Source organism: Micromonospora sp. HM5-17 (genome assembly GCF_003762835.1).
Classification (GTDB): domain Bacteria; phylum Actinomycetota; class Actinomycetes; order Mycobacteriales; family Micromonosporaceae; genus Plantactinospora.
Window position 1 is genome coordinate 218,822 of sequence record NZ_RJWA01000006.1, and the last position, 17,939, is coordinate 236,760.

The following is a 17,939-nucleotide window of genomic DNA, read 5'->3' on the forward strand; positions in this document are numbered from 1 at the left end:
CGCTGGACCGGCCGGGACGACCCGCCCGACCAGGAAACCGGCCCGGTCAGGCCGCCGCCCGCCGTTCCCGGGTCTGCTTGCAGGAGACGCAGGTGGTCGCGGCGGGGAAGATTTCCAGCCGTTCGACCGGGATCGACGACCCGCAGCCCTCGCACCAGCCGTACGTCCCCTCGTCCAGCCGGGTCAGCGCGTGTTCGAACTGCGCCCGCCGGTCGAGGATGGCCCGCAGCAGTGACTGCGCCGTATCCCGTTCGGCCGTCTTCGTGCCACTGTCGGCCTGGTCGTCGCCGGCGGTGTCACCGAACTCGACCACCCGGAGCACCTGGCTCTGCGCCAATGCCTCGTCGTACTCGACGGTCAGCTCGTCGTAGCGAGCCTGCAGGGCGCGGCGGATCTGGTCGATCTCCGCCTCAGAGCGACCGGTGCCGACTGTCTCGTTGACCAGCATGCGCTGCCTGCCTTTCCGTCGGGGCGACGGATCCTGCGGTCCTGGACGGGATTGTCCGGTGCGGTCCGTCACGAGCAGCGCGAGTACCCGCCGGCCACGGGCGGCAAACCGCCAACCTCCCGGGGTCACCCGTCCAGGGCGTCGATCACCGCCGGGTGGCGCGGGTCGTCGATCCGGACCACCACGTCGGCGAATGCCGCAGGATTGACCTCGGTGGCGTACCGGGCGAAGGCCGGCAGCGTCCACTGCCACTCCGGCGGGGTACGACGGGCGAGCGCGCCCGCCGAGAGGACAAGGTGGATGGTGAGGTCGAACGGAAGGCCGCCACCGAGCAGCAGCCCGCCGCTGACCACGACCACCCCGGTCGGGGGCAGGCCGAGGTAGTCGGCGCGAGTGGCCCGGTCGGTCTCCGGATCCCACAGGGAAGGGAGGATCCGGCCGGACCCGCCCGGGCCGGCCGGAATCAGCACCTCGCGGCGCAGACCCGCCTCGTCGAGCCAGTCGGTGTAGTACGCGTCGGGATTGGTCCGGCCGTGCTCGTACCGCAGGGATGCCGGGCGCAGGAAGTACCGGGTGTCGACATGGACCGCCGGGCGGCCCCGGACCCGCAGGGGGTCGACCAGGGCGACGGCGAGCCGGCCGGGCTCGGCGGCCGGCGGCCCGTCCACCGCGACCCGCAGCCGACCGTCGGGGCGGGCGCCGGCCAGCCGGTCGGCCAGCTCGGTGACGAGCAGCTCGGGGGTGATCGGTCGGACCCGCACCCACCCATCCTGCCCAATCCACGACCACCGGGTCGGGCGGCCCCCGATCCGCCACCGGGTCGCCGGCCTCCGGTCTGCCACCGCGTCCGAGGCGGTCGAGCCGGGTCAGGTCGGGACGCGGCGAGGGCGGGGCCGTCAGGGCCGTGCCCTGGCCGAGGCGCGCCGCGGAGCCGGTCTCGGCCGTGCCGGGCCGCTCGGTCCGCGGAGGCGCCCGCCCCGGCTCGGGCCACAGCGGCGGTCAGGCGTCACGACGGCGGAGCACCAGGTAACCGCCGACCAACGCGGCGACGGTCCAGAGGACGAGGATTCCCACCCCGGTCCAGGGGCCGTACTCGCGGGCCCAGCGAGGGTCGTCCTGCGGACCGGCCAGATGCATGATCACCCAGGTCGTCTGGTCCGGCAGGTACTGGGTGACCGTCCGCAACCCCGGGACGTTGCCGAGCCCCTGCGAACCGAGGAGGAAGACAGGGAGCAGGGCCGACAGCGACCACACGGCGCTGCGGAGCAGCGCCGCCACGCCGAGGGCGAAGAGGGTCAGAAGGGTGAGGTGCAGCCCGGCGCCGACGAGCGCGGCCGAGAGCCCGTCCGCTCCGGTCGGCACGGCGTACGGGCCGAGGACCACCTGGGCGACGACAAGGGTGGTCAGCACGGTCGCCACCGCGGCCACCGCGCTCGGGACGGCGGCGGCGAGCACCTTGCCGACGTACCAGCGGCCGCGGTGCGGTACCGCCAGCAGGCTGGCCCGGATCGAACCCGACCGGTACTCGACCCCGACGGCCAACACCCCGAAGACGACCATGGCGAGCTGGCCGAGGGTGACGCCGTAGAACGTGGCGAAGAGCGGGTCGAAGTCCGCCTGCCGCTGTGGCGGCTGGTGGGGAAGACTCGTCCGGAAGCTCAGCGCGATCAGCGCGGTCAGCCCGACGGTGACCACGAACGCCGCCGCGAGGGTCCAGTAGGTCGACCGGAGGGTGCCGAGCTTGGTCAGCTCGGCGGCGACGACCGCACGCAGCGGGTTCCCGACCGTCCGGGACACCGGACCGGTCGCCGCCACGGTCCGGGCCGGCCCGCTGCGCGCCACCGGTCCGCTCGGGGCCCGCTCGCCTGATGTGGCGCCGTTCATTCCTGCCCTCCCCTCCCGGGTTGCCCGGCTGCCTGGCCGACAAGCCGCATGAATGCCTCTTCCAGGGCGGCCGGCTGGTTGCCGATCTCGTGGACCGTCAGCCGGTGTGCCGACACCAGTTCGCCGACCCGGGCCGCCTCGACGCCGTACGCCCGCAGCGTCCCGTCCGAGGCCGACCGGACCTCGACGCCGGCCCCGGCCAGTACGTCACGGAGCCGCTCCGGCTCCGGGGTCCGGATCCGGACATATCCGCCGGAGTGGGCCGCGACGAACTCCCGCGTCCCGGTGTCGGCGAGCAGCCGGCCACGATCGATCACCACCAGGTGGTCGGCGGTGAGCGCCATCTCGCTCATGAGGTGGCTGGAGACGAAGACCGTGCGCCCCTCGGCGGCGAGCCCGCGCATCAGCTCGCGGATCCACCGCACGCCCGCGGGGTCGAGCCCGTTGACCGGCTCGTCGAAGAGCAGCACCGGCGGGTCCCCGAGCAGGGCGGCGGCGACGCCGAGCCGCTGGGCCATACCGAGCGAGAATGTGCCGACCCGGCGCCGCGCCACGTCGGCCAGCCCAACCACGGACAGCACCTCCCGGACCCGGGACCGGGGGATCTGGTTGCTGCGGGCGAGCCAGAGCAGGTGGTGGAACGCCCGACGGCCCGGGTGCGCGGCGCCCGCATCCAACAGCGCCCCGACGTGCCGCAGCGGCGCGCTCCGCGCCCGGTACGGGGCGCCGTCGATCAGCACCTCGCCCCCGCTCGGATGGTCGAGACCGAGCATCATCCGCATCGTCGTCGACTTGCCGGCGCCGTTCGGTCCGAGAAAGCCCGTCACCTGCCCGGGGCGGACCGTGAAGGTGAGCCCGTCGACGGCGACGACGCGCCCGTAGCGTTTGCGAAGTTCCCGTACCTCGATCATTCGGACGACGGTAGGCAGCCACGACGGCCCGCACAGTCGGCGAAAGTCGGCGCGACCGGCGCCGAAAGTGGACCAGCGCCCGGCGACGGCGCCGACGGGCGGGACGTAGCCTGCTGGCATGGGCACTCGTCTCCTCGCCGCCGCCGTCCTCGTCGCGGACACCGCGCTGCTGGTTGCCGGGCGCCCCGACCTCCCGCTCTGGGTGGTTGCGGGATACGTACTGGTCGCGGCGCTGGCGATCGCGCTGTCTGGGCGGGCCCCACTGGTGGCCCTCGGCGTCGCGCTCGTCCTCGCCCCGGCGACCGGCACGGCGTACGTGCTCCTGCTCTGGACCGCGTACCGGGCGGGGCGGGGGGTGCTGTCCCGCCCCGGGACCGGCGTGCTGGTCGGCCTCACCGTCGGCGCCCTCGCCGTCCGGCTCGCGGCGGTGCCCGCGCGGTCCGGCGCGCTCACCACCCTGGTCGCCAGCTACCTGGTCTTCGTGGGGCTGCCCGTGCTGACCGGCCGTTACCTCGCCCAGCAGGGGCGGCTGGTGGCGACGCTCGAACGGCACAACCGGCAGTTGCGCCGGGAGCGGGAGCTGCTCGCCGAGCAGGAGCAGCTCCGGGAGCGGCTGCGAATCGCCCGGGACATGCACGACTCGCTCGGTCACCGACTCAGCCTGGTCTCCGTCCAGGCGGCCGCGCTGGAGGTGTCGCCGCAGCTGCCGCCGGCGCAGCGCGAGGCCGTCCGGCAGCTGGCGGACGCGGCCCGGCGGGCCGCGGCGGAGCTGTACGAGCTGGTCGGGGCCCTGCGGGGCGCACGGACCGGCGCGGATCGGCCGGCCGACCTGTCGGCCGTGCCCGCCCTGATCGCCGAGTTCCGGGCGGCCGGGGTCCCGGTGACCTCCCACCACTCGGGGCGACCGCGACCGCTCTCCCCTGCCGCCGGGCAGGCGGCATACCGGGTGGTGCAGGAGGGCCTGACGAACGCCGCCAAGCACGCGCCGGGACGCCCGGTGACGGTACGGCTCCGGTGGGAGCCCGACGCCCTCCTCGTGGAGCTGGTCAACCCGCTTCCGGCGGACGGCCGGCCGCACCGCCGGATCGCGCACGCGGGCGTACCGGCGAGCGGGGCGCCGGCCGACGCCGCCGCTCCGGGTGTGGTAGTCGACGGCAGTCCGGGGCGGCCGGGTACCCGCGCCGAGGTCGGACCCGAACCCGCCGGCCCGGAGTCCGGCGGGCACGGGCTCGCCGGGCTCCGCGAGCGGGTGGCGAGGGCCGGCGGAATCGTCGGCCATGGACGGACCGGGGACCGGTGGCGGCTCGCCGCGATGCTGCCCACCGTCACCGGGCAGATCGAGGAGCGACCGGCCCTGGACCGGACCGGGTCCGTCCGGTCGGTCGGGCTCGGCATCGCCGCCGCCGTCGCCATGTTCCTGCTCCTGCCCGCGAGCATGCTGCTGGGTGGCCGGTAGGTGGTCCGGGTCCTGGTCGCTGACGACGAACCGCTGATCCGGACCGGCATCCGGACCGTGCTGGAGTCGACCGGCGAGATCGAGGTGGTGGCCGAGGCCGGGGACGGCCGAACGGCGGTGCACGAGGCGCTCCGGCACCGCCCGGACGTGGCGTTGCTCGACATCAGGATGCCGGTCCTGGACGGGCTGGCGGCCGTCGAGGAACTGCGCCGGCGGCTGCCGGGGCTCCGGGTCGTCCTGCTGACCTCGTTCGGTACCGAGCCGAACGTGTTGCGCGCCGTGCAGCACCGGGTGGCCGGCTTCGTCCTGAAGACCTGCACGCCCGACGAGCTGGTCCGGGCGGTCCGGGCCGCGAACGACGGTGACGCCTACCTCTCCCCCGCGGTGACCCGACTTCTGCTCGGTCTGGTCTCTCCCGTGGCGGCGGAGCGCCGGCGCCGGGCTGCCGAACGGCTGGCGGCGCTGAGCCCCCGAGAGGTGGACGTCCTGCGTCTGCTCGCCGACGGCCTGGCCAACGCTGACATCGGCCGTCGACTGCGGATGAGCGAGGCGAGCGTCAAGACCTACGTCAGCCGGATCCTGACCAAACTCGACTGCACCAACCGGGTGCAGGCGGCCCTGCTGGCCCGGGACGCCGGCCTGTCGGCCCCGGCGTCCACACGGGATACCTGAGGCCGGCCGCGGTCAGGCGTTGCGGTCGATGGTGATCACGGCATCGTCGGCGAGCCGGTAACCCACCCCGTAGACGGTGGTGATCAACGGCACGTCGGTGCCGACCTTGCCCCGGAGCCGGCGGATGTGCACGTCCACGGTCCGCAGCCCGGTGTGCTCGTACCCCCAGACCGCGGACAGGAGTTGCAGCCGGGTGAAGACCCGACGCGGGTGGTCGACCAGGTGCATGAGCAGGTCGTACTCCAGGCGGGTCAGCGGCAGCGGCTCGCCGTCCCGCAGCACCGACCGGGACGCGGCGAGGATGTGCAGGCCACCTCGGCGTTCCTCGGTCGCGGGACGGGCGGCCGAGGCGGGCGGGTCGGCCCGGCGCTCGCTCTGGGCCGGAAGGCCGCTGACGGTCGCCTCACCCCGTTCCACCAGCTCCCGCGCGGCCTCGAGCAGGCGGCGGGCCGGCGCGGTCAGCGTCTCCTCACAGCCGACGAGCGGGATGGAGAGCGTGACGGTCAGGGTCGGCGAGGTGGCACCGGGACGTCGGGACGATCCAGGGGGTCTACCGGGTCCGGCCGGTTGGGTGAGCTGCCACCCGGCACGCGACGAGGTAGGGCTGACCGACATGGTTCTCCAGAGGGTCGTAGATCGTCTGGGTTGGCGCCTCAGATGCGCGAGACGGCGGGGTACGGCTGATGGTGTCGGGCCGCCCGTGGCGTCCCCGGAGTGGTTGCCCCGCCGTGCCGGACGCCTCGGTCGCGGACCGCGCTCCGCGTACGTCGCTGTCCACGCCGCTGCCGGCGGGGTCGGTGACGGGACCGTACGACGGGACGGGACCGCAGGCATGCGGCACATCCCGGCCATCGAGCGCCGTGGCCCGCCGACTCGTCGACGTCATCTGACCGCTTTCGCGCGACGGCCGCGAGTTCCACCACTCACCACCCGTCACCCAGACGCGGCTTGGCACGATCATTGGCACTCCTTGGCTGCTCCGGGTTTTCCCCCACGGCCCGAAACGCCGCCCAACCGATGCTTCCGGCGCGCGCGGCGGGGGTCAAGGGGACACGGCGTTGCATGACTGTGACAATCGACAAACTCAACGGAATCGCTTGCTTGCTCTTAGTACCAGATCTTGTCGCCCGTCGCGTACCCGGCAGGATGGTCGCCATGCGGGGGGTGCTGACGGGGTTCCTGGTCATCTGGTCGGTCACCCTGGTCGGCTACCTGGTCGGTCGGTACGGTCTGCTCGGCCCGGAGGGGACGGGGGTGGTCGCCCGGCTCGTCTTCCTGATCGCCACCCCGGCCCTACTCTTCAGCACGCTCGCCCGGTCCACCGTGGCCGGCCTGGTCACGCCCGCGCTGGCCGCCTTCGTGCTGAGCACCCTGATCGTCGCCGCGGTCTACCTGCTCGTCGCCCGCTACGCGTGGCGCCGGACGACGGGAGAATCCGTCGTCGGTGCCCTCTGCGCCTCGTACGTCAACGCCGCCAACCTGGGCATCCCGGTCGCCGCGTACGTGCTGCGGGACGTCTCCGTCGTGGCCCCCGTCCTGATCTTCCAGGTGCTGGTCGCGGCGCCGCTGGCGCTCGCCGTCCTGGACCTCACCGCGACCGGGCGCCGCCCCTCGCTCCGCCGGCTGGCCCTGCTGCCGGCCCGGAACCCGATCATGCTGGGCTGCGCCGCCGGCCTCGCCGTCGCGGTCTCCGGCTGGCACCCGCCCGCCGAGGTGATGCGTCCCTTCGAGCTGGTCGGGTCGGCCGCCGTTCCGCTGGCGCTGCTGGCCCTCGGCATGGCGCTACCCGGCAGCCGCCCGCTCGCCGGCACCACCGCCGACATCCCCCGGTACGTCGCCGTGGCGCTGAAGGTGGTCGTCCAGCCGGCCCTGGCCTATCTGCTGGCCCGGTTCCTCCTGGGCCTCACCGGACCGGCTCTGCTGGCCGCGGTGGTGACCTCCGCGCTGCCGACCGCGCAGAACGTCTTCGTCTTCGCCACCCATTTCCGGCAGGCGCAGACGCTGGCCCGGGACGCGGTGGTGCTCTCGACCGTCGCCGCCGCGGTCTCGCTCGTCATGATCGCCGGCTGGCTCGCCTGACCGCTCACCCGGCCCCCGGTTCCACCTCGTCGCCGTCCACCTGGACCCGGGCCTCGTCGGCAAGCCGGTAGCCCACCCCGTGGACCGTGGTGACCAGTGGCACTCCGTCGCCCACCTTGGCCCGCAGCCGGCGGATGTGCACGTCCACCGTCCGCGCCACGGCGTGCTGGTAACCCCAGACGCTGGCCAGCAGCTGCGTGCGGGTGAAGACCCGGCGGGGATGGCGGGCCAGGAAGAGCAGCAGGTCGAACTCCAGCCGGGTGAGCGGGAGGGGCCGGCCGGCGCGGAGCACCACCCGGGGCCCGGTCAGCACGTGCAGCGACAGCGCCTCGTCCCGGCCCACGGCCGGACCGCCGGCGTCCACGCCGGACGCCGGCGGCGTGGCCGGGAGCGGGTCGTCGCCCGACACCTCGTCGGCGGCCGTGCCGGACGCGAACGACCCGCTCCCGTCCGGCGTGGCGGACGGGTCGGAGTACGGCCCGGCGAAGCGCGGGACGGTCCTGGTCACCGCCACCGTGCCCGCGCTCTGGTCGACCAGGTCGCGGGCCAGGTCCAGCAGGTGGGCGAGCTGCGGGGGCAGCCCGTCGCCGGAGAGCGGGACCTCCAGGGTGAGCCGGAGGGTGGGGGCCACCGGCGCTGGCCGGGAGCGGGCACCCGAGGTACGCCCCGACCCGCCCGGTGAGGGGGTGCGCGGGTGGATGGCGATGACCGACATGGGGACTCCTTTGTGGGACGTGGTCCGGTCCGCCCGCGCGATCGCGCGGGAGTCAGGTGAACGCCCGCCGGGTGGTCTCCGGCGCGACGGTACGGGACGACGGGGCGAGGAGGGCGGTCGGCCCGAAGGCCGGCAGCCCGACCCGGTGCCAGGCGACAAACCCGCCGATGACGTCGGTGGCCCGGTGCAGGCCGAGGTCGTGCAGCGCCGCGGCGGCCAGCGACGAGGTGTAGCCCTCGTGGCAGAGAACGATGACCGGCAGGTCGTACCGGTCGGCGATCGGCAGCCGGCTGGTGCTACGCGGGTCGAAGCGCCACTCCAGGACGTTGCGCTCGACGATCAGCGCGCCGGGCACGGCCCCGGTGGCGGCCCGCTGGGCGGCGGGCCGGATGTCCACCAGAACGGCACCGGCCCGGACGGCGAGATGAGCCTCCTCCGGCTCGAGCCGGCGCAGCCGCGCGCGGGCGGCGGCGAGGATCTCGTCGATGCTCCGTGCGCCGGCCGGCACCACGCCGCGACAGCACTCCGCGGGCGGCACCACGCCGGGACAGCTCTCCTCGGACGCGGTGGCGCGGTGGCGCTCCTCCGCAGCGTCCCGGTGCCGGTTCACGTCGATTCGGGCGGTCCTCTCCCGATCCGGTCGCCCCGTCGTAGCCGCGCTCACCACGCCACCCCGGCCTCAGCGACCTCGACCACCCGCAGCCGACCCGCGTCGAGCCGGTAGCTGACCATCCGGCGCAACGCCGGACGGTAGACGTGCACGCTCACCGCCGGCGTCTCGCCGCGGTTGCCGACCCGGTGCACGTGGTGGGGACCGAACCGGCGTCCGCGGCCCGCCTCGAGGGTCCGGGGACGGAGTTCACCCGCCACCACCGTCTCCTCGGTGAGGGTTCCGGTTACCACCAGGAAGGCCCCGGCCGAGCCACCGTGGTCGTGCAGGTCCGTCTCCTGTCCGGGAAGCCAGGTGAGCAGCCAGACCTCGTGGTCGGCGGCGGAAGCGAGCCGGTGGTACCAGCGCCGCGCCGGATCGAAGCGCAGCGGCACCGGCCAGCCGTCCGGACCCGCCGCGGCTGCGGCGTACCGGCGGGCGATGGCCAGCGGTTCGGAAGCAATCGAGATCATGGGTAGTCCTCAGGGCCAGCGGAGCGAGCCGGGTCGACAGTAGCCCATAAAACCTATCTGTTTAATGGGTTATTCGGCAACCCTCTTTCCCGACCGGGTCACAACGTGTGCCGCGCGCCCACCGGGCGTCGTGGGTGACAGCCCCGACCGCCAGGCGGCCCCGCCCCCGCAGGGCTGCGGCCAGCCGTACGACGGGGACAACGAGGGCCACGGCGGCGCCCTCGTCACCACCGTGGCCGAGCAGAACCAGCTCCCGGCCTGGCTGGCCGCCACCCGCCCCGACGTCGTCCTGATGCACTTCGGCACCAACGACGTCTGGAGCAACCGGGCGACCTCGACCATCCTCGCCGCCTACAGCCGGCTGGTGGACCAGATGCGCGCCAGCAACCCGAACATGAGGATCCTGGTTGCGAAGATCATCCCGATGGCGCCCAGCACCTGTCCCGAGTGCGGCCAGCGTGTCGTGGCGCTCAACGACGCCATTCCCGGCTGGGCGGCGTCGAAGACCACCGCCCAGTCGCCGATCGTGGTGGTCGACCAGTGGACGGGGTTCAGCACCGCCACCGACACGTACGACGGCGTGCACCCGAACGCCGCTGGGGACCAGAAGATGGCGGACCGGTGGTACCCGGCGTTGACCGCGGTGCTGGACGGGGTCACCCCCACCACACCCCCGACCACCCCGCCCACGCCCCCCACCCGGACGCCGACCGAATCGCCCGGCACCACGCCGCCGACCGACGGATCCTGCGTGGCGTCGTACCGGACGATCGGGCAGTGGCAGGGTGGCTTCCAGGGTGAGGTCAGCATCCGGAACGCCGGCACCACCGCGAGCCGCTCCTGGACCGCCCAGCTCACCTTCGGGGCGGGCCAGCAGGTCAGCCAGGGGTGGAACGCCGAGATCACCCAAACCGGCACCGTCGCCACCGCCCGCAACGTGGGCTGGAACGGCACCCTGGCGCCGGGCGGCACGACGACGTTCGGCTTTATCGGCAGCTGGACCGGCAGCAACCCGGCCCCCGCGGTGAGCTGCACCCTCGGCTGACCCGTCGACCGGGTCGGACTCGCCCACGCCGGACCCGTGGCCGGGTCCCGCCTCCGGCGGCAGCCGTCCGGAGTCGGCCGGTCACGGGTCCCGGGCGCGGAACGGGTCAGGAGGAGGCGACCCGGTAGCCCGGAATCGAGGGCCACCGCACGGTGAGGACCACCGCCGCCTCCGGGGCGTACCAGGAGTGGTCGACGCCCGGGCCCCAGACCACGTAGTCGCCGGGTTCGGCGAGAACGACCGTACGGTCACGGAACTCCATGTGAAACCGGCCCGAGACGAGCACCAACAGGGCCGTACGCCGTTCGCCGGTCACCCACTCGGCGCGGGTGTCGCCCGGCGGGTGCACCCCCCACTTCACCTCGACGTCGGTGCTGTGCCGGATGTCCACCCCGGGCGGCATGAAGTGGCCGAGCAGCCAGCCGCCGTTGCCGGCGCCATCCCTGGCCGCGTTGCCGACGTAGATCCCGGAGGCACCGTCGCGCGCTCCGTCGGCTCCCCTCCCGTCGTGGCCCGCACCGGCGCCACGTCGTCCGTCCCGGCTCGTGCTCTCGTGGCCCACCTCGACCAACCGCCCTCCCCTCACCGGTCGGGCACCGTACCACGGGTCCGGCACCGACCCGCGCCGAGCACGCGCGGTCCGTGCACGTCGCGTCGCTGGCCGGGGCCTGGCGTCCGACGTGCTCGACCCCGGGACGCGGACGGCCGACGCCGGACACGGCGCGGCCCGGCCCCCACCGGGGAGAACCGGGCCGCGGCCACGGATCGTGGCGCCTACCAGCCGCCGAGGTAGCTCGGTTGCGTCTGCACGTTGAGCTCCGTGAACCTGACCAGGTGCGCGGTCCACAGTCGCCAGTCCCGCACCTGCAGGACGTCCAGGCCCTTCTGGATGTCGTTGGAGTAGATGTGGCCGTTGTACCAGTACGCCGACCACGAGCCGCCGATGACGCGGCGGGTGTCGGAGAGCGGTCCGCGCTCCCAGTAGCCGATCTCGACCGGGTTGGCCGAGTCGGTGAAGTCCCAGATCGAGATGCCGCCCTGGTACCACGCCTGGACCATCACGTCCCGCCCGAGGACCGGGATCAGCGATCCGTTGTGGGCCACGCAGTTCTCCAGCTCGGTGTTCAGTCGCGGGATCTTGAAGTAGCTCCTGAAGACCAGCCTGCGCCCGTCGCCCCGGCCGACGATGTCGTAGACCGCGTCGGCACCGCGGGTCGGCGCCACCGACTCGACGCAGGTGGCGCCGCTGCCGCCGCCGAGTTCGTCGGTGAAGACCACCTTCGTGCCGGCGTTGTTGAAGGTCGCCGAGTGCCAGAACGAGAAGTTGGTGGTGTCCCGGACCCGGTGGATGACCCGCGGCGCCTCCCGGTTCCGGATGTCCATCAGGATTCCGTCGCCCATGCAGGCGCCGGCGGCGAGGTCCTTGCCCGGAAAGACCGTGATGTCGTGGCAGCCGCTCGTGGTGGAGCTGCCGTTACCGCCCGGGTTGCCGCCGTTGTCCTCGGCGAAGAGGTCCGGTACCGCGACCACCGCGGCCTGGGTCGGCTTTTTCAGCGGCACCTTGATGATCGAGATCGAGTCGTGTGGCGGCGGGCAGCCGGCGTAGCTGGCGGACGGCCCGTACGACGAGACGTAGACGTAGACGGACCGGCGGTCCTTGCTCGGCACCAGGGTGTGGGTGTGCGAGCCACAGGCGGTCCGGACGGCCTTGATGTACCGGGGGTGGGCCTTGTCCCTGATGTCGAAGATCTTGATGCCCTCCCACACGGTGTCGCTGCTCGGCACGGCCGTGCTGGCGCACGAGTCGTCGCTGCGCGGCGAGTCGGTGGAGAGGAAGAGCAGGTCGCCGTAGACCGAGATGTCGTTCTGCGACCCGGGGCAGAGAACCTGCGAGACGATCGTCGGCCGTGACGGGTTCGTGATGTCGTAGATGACGAACCCGTCGTAGTTGCCGGCGAAGACGTACCGGCCCTGGAACGCGAGGTCGGTGTTGAGCGCGGCCTCGGTGTTGAAGGCGCCCGGCTTGGGGATGTTGGCGATCTGCCGGACGTTCGGGCTGTGCGCGATCTCGTCGACACCGGGTGTGGTGGTGGCACCGTCCGTTGTGGTCGAGTCCGTGGTGACCGCTGACGGACTGGCGCTGCTTGCCGGGGCGACGGCCGCGCTCGCCACCAGGAGAGCGACCGCGGCCAGCCCGACGATCCGGAGACGCCGCGGCCCCTGTGGGGGGAGTCTGAACATGGCGGCACCCTTCGAAGGGGGTTGATGAATACGCACCTTACCCGCCCTCGATGGACAGTGATGTGAACCGGATCACAACCTGTCTCCACCGGACCCGACCCGTCCGGTGAGACGACGACCGACCGCACGGGTCACCGTCGTCTCCGGACCGGAGCCCGGCAGGTCCTAGGCTGGTCAGGTGGCCGGGACGGGCGGCTTCCCGGACCCGGCCGACCAGCCCGGCACAGAGAGGGGACGACAGCGCCATGAGCCCGTCCGGGAGTCCGCTCGCCGCCGAGATGCGACACGCGGCCGACGCCCTGCTGGCCGCGCTCGACGGCCCGGCCCGGGCCCTCGCCGCGCGACCCTTCGCCGACGAGACCGGGCGCCGATGGATCGAGTACCGCCCCCGGCCCCGGCCCGGCGCCTGCCTCGCCGACCTCGACCGGGCCGGGCGCAAGGCGGCCCACCGGCTGCTCGCCACCGCGCTGAGCCCACCGGCGTACGCCCAGGCCGCCACGATCATGGCGCTGGAGGAGGTCCTCGACCGGCAGGAGGGCTGGCGCCGAGGACGGCACAGCAACGACTACTGGGTCGTCGTCTTCGGCGATCCGGTCCGGGACGACGACTGGTCCTGGCGCTTCGAGGGGCACCACGTCTCGGTCACCATGACCGTGTCCGGCGACCGGGTTTCCCCCGCGCCGATCTTCCTCGGCGCCAACCCGGCCCGGGTCGACTACGCCGGCCGCCCGGTGTGCCGGCCGCTCGCGCCGGAGGAGGATCTGGCCTTCGCCCTGCTCGACGCGCTCGGCCCGACCGGGCGGGCCGCCGCGGTCGTGGCGGACCGGGCACCGGGCGACATCCGCAGTGCCACCCGGCCCCGCGTCGCCACCCGGATCGAACCGGTCGGGCTGCGGGCCGCGACGCTGGGACCGACCCCCCGAGCGCTGCTCGACCAACTCGTCGCCATCTACCTCGACCGGTTACCACCGGAGTTGGCCGCCACCGAGGCGGCCCGGGTCTTCCGGCACGACCTCTACTTCGCCTGGGAGGGGCCGACGGTGCGGGGTGGCCGGTACTACTACCGGGTGCAGGGTGAGGATCTCCTGATCGAGTACGACAACACCGGCGACGACGGCAACCACGCGCACACGGTGCTCCGCCGGCCGTACAGCGACTTCGGCGACGACGTTCTCGCCGCGCACCGGGCCGACGCGCACTGACTCCCCACCCGGGGCCGGCGCCGGCCCCGGTCCCACCCGTCGGGCGACCGCGACGGCGTGCGGGCACCGGCCGGCGACCGGAACGAGGGGCGCCCCCGGGTCCGGCGTGGGCGCCGGGACGAGCCCGACACCGCGACCCGTGAGCCCCGGCGTCCCGCGCGGCGACGGCGACGTCAGCCCCCGCGACGGCGACCGAAGCCACGGGCCACGGAGCCGGAGCCGAACACGTCGAGGCCGCGGGGATCCCGGGTGGGCGGGTCGAAGTGCCGGACCAGGATGCCGCCGAGGCGTACCCCCACCGTGCCGAGTGCGAGCCCGACCAGTTCGACCGCCAGCAGGGCGCCGGTCGCGCCGTGCTCCGGGGTGCCGGAGCGGATCAGGCAGGCGACGACGAACAGCACCGCCACCCCGGCGATGACCAGGTTGAAGGTGAGCGCCGTCCGCCGGGTCCGGTCCCCGGGAACGTCCCAGAGGTCCACCAGTCCGGCGACGACGGTGAGCCCGGCGGCGACCAGGGCCGCCACCGCGGTCCAGTAGCCGACCAACCCCAGGATCGCCGGGCCGCCGAGCAGGTCGGCCAGGTCGAAGACCGTGGCGGAGACGAAGAGTCCGAACGGGAAGGTCACCAACATCGGCTGGATCGGGTGCCCGTGCACCCTCAGGCGGCTCTGCATGAGGCGGCCCTCCCCCGGCTCGCTCATCGACCAGCCTTGCCTGTGCTAGCCCGGGCCGCGGTGCCGGAACGACGTCCCCGCACCGCCGGGACGGGTGGTCAGGTGTCCCGGGGGCGGGCCACCGAGGTGACCAGCCGCTCGGCGACGTCCCGCAGCGGCAGCGCCAGGGCCGCCGAGGCGGAACGCAACACCTGTAACGCTTCCGTGGCCGAACAGCCACGTTGAGTCATGATAACCCCGATCGCCTGGTCGATGAGCCGGCCGGCCGATGGTCTGCGGGCGAGGTCGCCGGCAAGTTCCACCTGCCGGGCCCGGTCGCGGACCGCGCCGAGCAGCAGTCCGGCGTGCTCGGCGAGGAGCATGGCGGTGAGCTGCTGCGCCGCGCCGAGTCCGCCGGGGTCACGGGCGTAGAGGTTGATCGAGCCGATGACGTGCTCGTCGACGTCGACCGGCACCGCCAGCACCCCGTGCACGCCGAGCGCCACCGCCTGTGCCGTCCAGCACGGCCAGCGGGTCTCGGCGCGCAGGTCCGCCGACCAGACCAGTTCCCGCTGCCGGATCGCGGTCATCGCCGGACCGTCGGTGCCGTACCGGACGTCGTCGAGGGCACGCAGCCGTGGCTCGGAGGCGGCGACCGAGGCCGGCGCCCCGGAGCGCAGGACGGTGACGCCGCACCAGGTGACCTCCGATACGGCGTCCCGGATGATCCTGGCCAGCCGGGCCAGCGCCCCGTCGAAGTCGTCGCTCGTGATGAGTCCGGCGGTGACCTCACGCAGTATTGCGGCTGTCTCCAGGACGCCGGGAACCTCACCCGAGAGCTCGCCCGTATCCGACCTCAACACCGCGCCGGAGCCTCCGCCGTCACCGCGGTCGCCACGGTCCGTCCGGTTTCCGCCCTCGCCTGTGCCATTCTCGCCTCTCCTGGTTCACTCACCGGACCCGCGCCGGTACGACCCGCGCTACTACCCGGGCCGGCAGGTGGACAAACCACGCGTACCTGGAGAGAACGAATATGCCGACGGGGTTGTCACCGTCCCCGGTGACAACCCCGTCTCTGGGTCGGGTCAGCGGGAGCCGGAGCCGAGACGCCGCCCAACGGCGGCGATCAGCCGGTCGAGTTCGGAGCCGAACGGGTTGTCGTGGACCAGGTAGGTCCAGGTCGCGCTCGGCCGGACCAGCTTCGACGAGTCGGGCTGCCAGTCCTCGTCGAACTCGCCCTCCTCGAAGGTCTCCACCGTCCGGGTCTCGATCTCCGGGATCAACGCGTTGAACGCCGGCACCGCCGAGCGGTGGAACTCGTCCAGCGGGTCGAGCCGGCCCAGCGCCCGCAGGTGCACGCCCTCGCGGATCTCGGAGAGTTGGGCCAGGTGCTGTGCCCAGAGCCGGTCGAGGTGGTAGAGCGCGATCGACCGGGCCACCCGGGAGAGCAGTTCCTCGCCCATCTCCTTCGCCCGCTCGGGGAACCGCTCGGCGAGCATCTCGGCCGCCACCTCGGTGGTGAGCAGCCGCTCCCGGCGCTCGGCGAGCGCCTTGCGCTGCTGCTCGATCACCACGCTGTACCGCCAGGTGTTGCGATGAATCTCGTGGTTGACGCCCTCGGCGACCCGCTGGGCATGCTCGACCGCGAAGTCCACCTGGGGGTCGGTGACCAGACCGTCGGCGTGCATCCGCGGTGACGGCGGAATCGCGTCGGCGGCGTGCCGGACGACCAGCTCGTCCTCGAGGCTGACGAAGAAGACCGACCGACCCGGGTCGCCCTGCCGCCCGGCCCGACCGCGAAGCTGGTCGTCGACGCGCCGGCTGTCGTGGCGGCCGCTGCCGATCACGAAAAGACCACCGAGCTTGGCGACCCGGTCCCGGTCGGACTGATCGCTGCCACCCAGCCGGATGTCGACACCGCGACCCGCCATCTGGGTCGAGACCGTGACCGCGCCGAACTTGCCGGCCTCGGCGATGATCGCCGCCTCCTCGGCGTCGTTCTTCGCGTTCAGCACCGAGCAGGGCACCCCGGCCTCCCGCAGGGCCGCCGCCAGCCGCTCGGACTCGCGGACGTCGAGGGTGCCGACCAGCACCGGCCGGCCGATCGCGTGCTGCTCCTTGATCTCCTCGATCAGGGCCTCTTCCTTCTCGGCCCGGGTGGCGTAGATCCGGTCCGGGTCGTCGATCCGGATGCACGGCGTGTTCGGCGGGATCACCGCGACCTCGAGGTTGAAGAACTCCCGCAGCTGGTCGCCGACGAGCACGGCGGTCGCGGTCATCCCGCAGACCGTGTGGTAGAGCGCGATGAACGCCTGCACCGTGATGGTGCCGAGCACCTCGCCCTCGGCCGTGGCGTCCAGCCCCTCCTTCGCCTCGACCGCCGCCTGCAGCCCGTCCGGCCAGCGGCGGCGCTGCGCGACCCGGCCGCGCATCTCGTCGACCAGCTCCACCGCGCCGTTACGGACGATGTAGTCGACGTCCCGGTGCAGGAGAGCGTGGGCGTGCAGTGCGACGTTGACCGCGGAGAGCTGCTCGACGTTCTCGTCGGCGAAGAGGTCGATGCCGCCGAGCCGGGCCTCGACCTCGGCCAGGCCCTCGTCGGTGAAGGCCACGCTGCGGCCGTCCTCGGCGACCTCGTAGTGGCGGCCGGGGCGCAGGCCGCGGGCCACCGCGGCCGCGGTGTGCACCGGGTCCTGCTCGCCCGGCACCGCGCCGGCCAGCACCATCGGCACCCGGGCCTCGTCGATCAGGATCGAGTCGGCCTCGTCCACGATCGCGGTGGCGAGCGGCGACTGCACCCGGTCGTCGATGTCGGTGACGAGCTGGTCGCGGAGGAAGTCGAAGCCGGCCTCGCTGACCGAGGCGTAGGTGACGTCGCAGGCGTACGCCGCCTGGCGCTCCTCGCGGGTGGACGACTCGGTCACCCAGCCGACCGTCAGACCGAGCAGCCGGTAGACCGGTGCCATCCACTCCGCGTCCCGCCGGGCCAGGTAGTCGTTGACGGTCAGCACGTGCACCGGTCCGTTGCCCTGGCGTACGTGCCCGTAGGCGGCGATCGCCGCGGTGAGCGTCTTCCCCTCACCGGTGGCCATCTCGGCGACCTTGCCGGCCAGCAGCGCCATCACGCCGAGCAGCTGGACGTCGTACGGCCGCTGGCCGAGCCCGCGCCGGGCCGCCTCCCGGCCGATCGCGCAGATCTCGACGTAGTCCTCGGCCCGGCCCGCCGCCTCGGTGAGCTCGGCGTCGCTGAGCTCGGTCAGCTCCTCCTCACGTGCCTCGATTTTGGGCAGCAGCTTCTCCAGCGGCGCCAAGTCAACCGTGGTGCCCGGCCGTTGGAGGAAACGCCGGACCCTCGCCTTCAACCGTTGCGACACACCCATGGTCGGCAACGGTACGCGAACCACGCGGAAATGTGCGGCCCGGCCATCGGCGGGCGTTGTCGGGTGTCGTCCCGGATGTCCGCTCGGTCCGGGACCGCCTTCCGTCCCCGGCGCCACGGCTGCCGGCCCGC

The 17,939-nt window shown here is 73.4% G+C and carries 18 protein-coding genes; 5 read left to right on the top strand and 13 right to left on the bottom strand.

Going from position 1 to position 17,939, the window contains the following annotated elements:
* Nucleotides 1-46: 46 nt before the first annotated feature.
* From EF879_RS18820 to EF879_RS18835, 4 genes are all read right to left on the bottom strand, one after another.
* Nucleotides 47-448 carry a TraR/DksA C4-type zinc finger protein gene (locus EF879_RS18820; RefSeq protein ID WP_123560408.1) on the bottom strand — a complete coding sequence of 134 codons (402 nt, stop codon included), beginning with the start codon at nucleotides 446-448 and terminating at the stop codon, nucleotides 47-49.
* Between the two features lie 125 nt (nucleotides 449-573).
* Nucleotides 574-1,209: a uridine kinase gene (locus EF879_RS18825; RefSeq protein ID WP_123560410.1), complete on the bottom strand. Its 636-nt coding sequence runs from the start codon at nucleotides 1,207-1,209 to the stop codon at nucleotides 574-576.
* Nucleotides 1,210-1,447: 238 nt separating this feature from the next.
* Nucleotides 1,448-2,332: an ABC transporter permease subunit gene (locus EF879_RS18830; RefSeq protein ID WP_123560412.1), complete on the bottom strand. Its 885-nt coding sequence runs from the start codon at nucleotides 2,330-2,332 to the stop codon at nucleotides 1,448-1,450.
* The gene (locus EF879_RS18835) at nucleotides 2,329-3,243 is read right to left on the bottom strand and encodes an ABC transporter ATP-binding protein (protein WP_123560414.1); all 915 of its coding nucleotides are present in this window, start codon (nucleotides 3,241-3,243) and stop codon (nucleotides 2,329-2,331) included. The genes EF879_RS18830 and EF879_RS18835 overlap by 4 nt, the downstream gene beginning before the upstream one ends.
* Before the next feature lie 118 nt (nucleotides 3,244-3,361).
* Here EF879_RS18835 and EF879_RS18840 point away from each other — a divergent pair, with 118 nt between their 5' ends.
* Both EF879_RS18840 and EF879_RS18845 read left to right on the top strand, forming a co-directional pair.
* On the top strand, nucleotides 3,362-4,699 hold the full coding sequence (locus EF879_RS18840) for a sensor histidine kinase (protein WP_123560415.1): 1,338 nt from the start codon (nucleotides 3,362-3,364) through the stop codon (nucleotides 4,697-4,699).
* Nucleotides 4,700-5,371: a response regulator transcription factor gene (locus tag EF879_RS18845; protein WP_123560417.1), complete on the top strand. Its 672-nt coding sequence runs from the start codon at nucleotides 4,700-4,702 to the stop codon at nucleotides 5,369-5,371. It begins immediately after the preceding gene.
* A gap of 12 nt (nucleotides 5,372-5,383) precedes the next feature.
* Here EF879_RS18845 and EF879_RS18850 read toward each other — a convergent pair whose 3' ends face one another.
* Nucleotides 5,384-5,986: a winged helix-turn-helix domain-containing protein gene (locus tag EF879_RS18850; RefSeq protein ID WP_123560419.1), complete on the bottom strand. Its 603-nt coding sequence runs from the start codon at nucleotides 5,984-5,986 to the stop codon at nucleotides 5,384-5,386.
* A gap of 540 nt (nucleotides 5,987-6,526) precedes the next feature.
* Between EF879_RS18850 and EF879_RS18855 the strand changes: the two genes are divergently transcribed.
* Nucleotides 6,527-7,450, top strand: coding sequence for an AEC family transporter (locus EF879_RS18855; RefSeq protein ID WP_123560747.1), 924 nt, complete (start codon nucleotides 6,527-6,529; stop codon nucleotides 7,448-7,450).
* A gap of 4 nt (nucleotides 7,451-7,454) precedes the next feature.
* Here the strand turns inward: EF879_RS18855 and EF879_RS18860 are convergent, their stop codons facing one another.
* The 3 genes from EF879_RS18860 to EF879_RS18870 are packed head-to-tail and all read right to left on the bottom strand — an operon-like array spanning nucleotide 7,455 to nucleotide 9,287.
* Nucleotides 7,455-8,165: a winged helix-turn-helix domain-containing protein gene (locus EF879_RS18860; protein ID WP_123560421.1), complete on the bottom strand. Its 711-nt coding sequence runs from the start codon at nucleotides 8,163-8,165 to the stop codon at nucleotides 7,455-7,457.
* A 52-nt stretch (nucleotides 8,166-8,217) separates the two neighbouring features.
* A complete protein-coding gene (locus EF879_RS18865; protein ID WP_370375525.1) occupies nucleotides 8,218-8,829 on the bottom strand; it encodes a rhodanese-like domain-containing protein in 612 nt (203 codons plus the stop codon).
* Complete coding sequence (locus EF879_RS18870) at nucleotides 8,826-9,287, bottom strand: cysteine dioxygenase family protein (protein WP_123560423.1); 462 nt, start codon at nucleotides 9,285-9,287, stop codon at nucleotides 8,826-8,828. The genes EF879_RS18865 and EF879_RS18870 overlap by 4 nt, the downstream gene beginning before the upstream one ends.
* Nucleotides 9,288-9,417: 130 nt before the next feature.
* On the opposite strand from EF879_RS18870, the gene EF879_RS18875 reads away from it, so the two are divergent.
* On the top strand, nucleotides 9,418-10,332 hold the full coding sequence (locus EF879_RS18875) for a cellulose binding domain-containing protein (RefSeq protein WP_233604567.1): 915 nt from the start codon (nucleotides 9,418-9,420) through the stop codon (nucleotides 10,330-10,332).
* A gap of 106 nt (nucleotides 10,333-10,438) precedes the next feature.
* On the opposite strand, the gene EF879_RS18880 is transcribed toward EF879_RS18875, so the two are convergent.
* Together EF879_RS18880 and EF879_RS18885 are read right to left on the bottom strand one after the other, a co-directional pair.
* The gene (locus EF879_RS18880; RefSeq protein WP_123560752.1) at nucleotides 10,439-10,798 is read right to left on the bottom strand and encodes a signal peptidase I; all 360 of its coding nucleotides are present in this window, start codon (nucleotides 10,796-10,798) and stop codon (nucleotides 10,439-10,441) included.
* Between the two features lie 308 nt (nucleotides 10,799-11,106).
* Nucleotides 11,107-12,573: an LVIVD repeat-containing protein gene (locus EF879_RS18885; protein WP_123560427.1), complete on the bottom strand. Its 1,467-nt coding sequence runs from the start codon at nucleotides 12,571-12,573 to the stop codon at nucleotides 11,107-11,109.
* Between the two features lie 245 nt (nucleotides 12,574-12,818).
* Between EF879_RS18885 and EF879_RS18890 the strand changes: the two genes are divergently transcribed.
* Complete coding sequence (locus EF879_RS18890; protein WP_233604568.1) at nucleotides 12,819-13,775, top strand: DUF3500 domain-containing protein; 957 nt, start codon at nucleotides 12,819-12,821, stop codon at nucleotides 13,773-13,775.
* A 173-nt stretch (nucleotides 13,776-13,948) separates the two neighbouring features.
* On the opposite strand, the gene EF879_RS18895 is transcribed toward EF879_RS18890, so the two are convergent.
* From EF879_RS18895 to secA2, 3 genes are all read right to left on the bottom strand, one after another.
* Nucleotides 13,949-14,476, bottom strand: a complete 528-nt coding sequence (locus EF879_RS18895; protein WP_233604569.1) for a DUF2231 domain-containing protein — start codon at nucleotides 14,474-14,476, stop codon at nucleotides 13,949-13,951.
* 71 nt (nucleotides 14,477-14,547) lie between these two features.
* Nucleotides 14,548-15,288: a GAF and ANTAR domain-containing protein gene (locus EF879_RS18900; RefSeq protein ID WP_123560756.1), complete on the bottom strand. Its 741-nt coding sequence runs from the start codon at nucleotides 15,286-15,288 to the stop codon at nucleotides 14,548-14,550.
* Between the two features lie 225 nt (nucleotides 15,289-15,513).
* Nucleotides 15,514-17,808 (bottom strand): accessory Sec system translocase SecA2, encoded by a 2,295-nt coding sequence (gene secA2 / locus EF879_RS18905; protein WP_123560430.1) that lies wholly within the window; start codon nucleotides 17,806-17,808, stop codon nucleotides 15,514-15,516.
* Nucleotides 17,809-17,939 lie beyond the last annotated feature (131 nt).